The sequence below is a fragment of the Terriglobales bacterium genome (assembly GCA_035624455.1).
In the GTDB taxonomy this organism is placed as follows: Bacteria; Acidobacteriota; Terriglobia; order Terriglobales; family Acidobacteriaceae; genus DASPRM01.
Window position 1 is genome coordinate 1 of sequence record DASPRM010000010.1, and the last position, 2832, is coordinate 2832.

At 57.3% G+C, this 2832-nt stretch carries 2 protein-coding genes and 1 pseudogene; 1 reads left to right on the top strand and 2 read right to left on the bottom strand.

Annotation, left to right across the window (positions count from 1 at the left end):
- Nucleotides 1–293 precede the first annotated feature (293 nt).
- Nucleotides 294–1282 (bottom strand): annotated as a pseudogene (locus VEG30_00960) (ISAs1 family transposase).
- Between the two features lie 209 nt (nt 1283–1491).
- On the opposite strand from VEG30_00960, the gene VEG30_00965 reads away from it, so the two are divergent.
- Nucleotides 1492–1905 carry a hypothetical protein gene (locus VEG30_00965; protein ID HXZ78469.1) on the top strand — a complete coding sequence of 138 codons (414 nt, stop codon included), beginning with the start codon at nt 1492–1494 and terminating at the stop codon, nt 1903–1905.
- A gap of 12 nt (nt 1906–1917) precedes the next feature.
- Here VEG30_00965 and VEG30_00970 read toward each other — a convergent pair whose 3' ends face one another.
- Nucleotides 1918–2421 (bottom strand): MucR family transcriptional regulator, encoded by a 504-nt coding sequence (locus VEG30_00970; GenBank protein HXZ78470.1) that lies wholly within the window; start codon nt 2419–2421, stop codon nt 1918–1920.
- Nucleotides 2422–2832 lie beyond the last annotated feature (411 nt).

The following is a 2832-nucleotide window of genomic DNA, read 5'->3' on the forward strand; positions in this document are numbered from 1 at the left end:
GCGGGACTTGACGGCCATGGCGCTTTATCCTCCGTTGCAGGTTCGAGGAACCGCTGCCTAATTAGTAGGCGCCTGGTGGACCGGCAGCCCTTGACATTGGTCAAGCACGCTTTGTGTCAAACGGACGCAGGTTCGTGCACCTTGAGTGTCACGCACCGCCTTCGGCCGCGTCCAAAGAGCCGGCGATTCAGGGCCATTCAAAGAATCCTGCCGGTGACGAGAGCGATGACCTGATTGCGATCTTCGCGGAAGTTTTCGCGGGCCTCCGGCACGGGCATCCCGGCGGAACGGATGAGATGCAGCACCAAGTTGCGGATGGCTGCGAGCGCGCGTGCTCCCGAGCGCACACGGCAGCGGTCTTCGTTGAACGAGACATCGCGCACGTAGTGCAACCGGTTTTCTATGGCCCAATGAGTGCGCGTCAGTTCCAGCAAGCGCTCTGGGCTGGCCTCGGCTGCGGTCAGGCTGGTGACGATATAGGCTGTTTCCTTGCTGATTTTTCCGTCAATTTCGCGGGTGCGTTCGATGCGCGCAACCTGGGAGGCGGCAGGCCATTCAAGGTGAGGAACCACTTCGGCGCTGACCGCGATTTTGCGTATCTCAAGGCGGCCATGCTCCTTCTCAACCGTTTCCGCCGTCTTCAAATCAGGTGGCGGAACGGCGGGACCCGCAGGGGGAAAGGGCGCCGAAGCTTTCGGCGATGGCAGCCTTCAGTTCCGGCTGATTGTCTTTCACCACGAACAGGTAATCGCCTCTGCCATCGTCAATGGCCTTGCAGATTTCCCGCTGGCAGAATATCGCGTCACCGGTAATAACAGCACCTTCAAGGGGCAATTCCTTCAGGAATTTGAGTGCGGCCGTGATTTCATTCTGGCCGGGTTCCACCACGATATCGCCAATGACCGCGGATAGACTGGTGGCAAAGGCGGACAAAACGTGCAGCGCTTTTGCATCGAGCCTCCGGCTGCCTTTGAGTGTCTTGCCGTCGATGGCGATATGCCCAGGGGCGCTATCGCCACGCGCGAACCTGCCAAGGGACTTGGCCAGATCATCACCGTCAAGCGATTGAAAAACATAGTGATAGGTGGCGTGACACGGCGCGCGCTCAATACCAAACAGCGCAAGCGCCTCCGGTTTCAGCCGCCGCCCCCAGCGGAAAATAGCCCGCAGATCGTTGGCCCCGGCCAGCATCGCCGCAACCGCAATGGCAAGAATCGCTTGTAGCGGAAACTGCCGCCCCTTGCGGCCCCGCCTGTCCATGATCGAGCCAAGAACATCCCATAGAGATATCGCCATGAAGCCACCCCCTATCTTCGTGGCTCCCCTACAGAATCTGATTTGCCCGCTTTGTCACCCCGCATTGCCCGCGGTTCTTTGAATCACCCTGCCGGTGTAGTTCGCCATATTGACATTTGAGGGAATTCCGTTGACTGAGTTATATTCATTATTAGACCCGCTGGATGGCGTTCGCTCGCAAAAAAGGAACTACGTATGAGTATCGTCACGTTCGAAGACGGTTCTGTCGCCGTCGTGAAGCAGGATCCACGCAAGCCCCAACTCCTTGAAGTGATCGCAATTTTCTACGATGCCGCTCTCGCCCGAGACTACGCCGACAGAGAAAACAGCCGATCTGCTGAGCCGCAAGCCGAACCGGCACAACGACGCGCTGAGCTAACAACGGCAAAAGCGGAAATCAGTCCTCGCCAAAGCGCCGTGATGGAAACGCTTCGCGCAAAGATGGATGAGCATAAGCAGGTTGCCGCGAAAGCCGCCGATCTCGCACGAACGGCACAGATACCGCTCGGATCGCTCCATTCGGTGCTGCAATCGCTCGAAAAGAAACAGCTCATCAGAACCGTGCGCAGTGGCTCTGCACGTGCACCGGCCGTCTACGAGGTCTTGTGACTGAGGGCAGGTCTACTTCGGCGACCCGTTGCTTGCTATCCTGGTTTGCTTGCCACGCCCCTTCGGCTTTTCCACAGCGACCGGCGTAGGCGCCTCAGGTTCAGCAGCCACTACTGCGCCACCACGTCTACCCAGTCCCATGTTCTTGGCCAGATCAGAGCGCGCAGCGGCGTAGCTCGGAGCAACCATCGGATAATCGCGCGGCAGTCCCCACTTCTCCCGGTACTCTTCCGGAGACATATCGTAGTGGGTCTTCAAGTGCCGCTTGAGGGATTTGAACTTCTGGCCGTCTTCAAGGCAAATGATGTACTCGGGCGTCACCGATTTCTTGATCGCTACGGCGGGCTTCAATTCCACTGGTTCCGGTTCGACGGCCTGGCGAGAGGCTCTGCTCAAAGCGCCATAGACGGAGCTGATAAGCTCGGGAATCTTCTCACCGGTAAGCGCGTTATGCGCTACATACGCCGACACGATATCAGCAGTTAGCGACGTTAGATCGAATTGAGTACTTTCCATAGTCTTGCTCCAGAACCAAGATGCGGATAAATGCGCGCAATGTTAATGACCTTCAAACGGTACGGCTTTCTATAATCATTATTTCGTTTTACGAAAGCCTAATATAGTCCCAGCCGGGTATTTCGAGGAAGCTGCGACAAATCTCCGCCGTTGAAGGCAAACTCTCCCATTGTTTCCAGGCGAGCGGCTCTCCTTTCCCAGGAACGTCCAACCAACTCGAGGGGATCACCCATGGGGCTTCGGTTGTGAGATTCCGCTGCTCTGCCCTGAAACCACGCCCGAGACCGGACTCGACCCGGCACCGAGATCCTGTATCTAATTAATTAATTTTGGGTCAAGCCATCGCGGCGGGCGGATCGGTTTCGTCTCAGGAAGGCCGAAAGCCGACGAGGCGCGTCTTGAAAAACGCTT

Coding starts and splice junctions, on each gene's coding strand:
- VEG30_00965 (HXZ78469.1), top strand. CDS start 1,492: ATGAGTATCGTCACGTTCGAAGACGGTTCTGTCGCCGTCGTGAAGCAG.
- VEG30_00970 (HXZ78470.1), bottom strand. CDS start 2,421: ATGGAAAGTACTCAATTCGATCTAACGTCGCTAACTGCTGATATCGTG.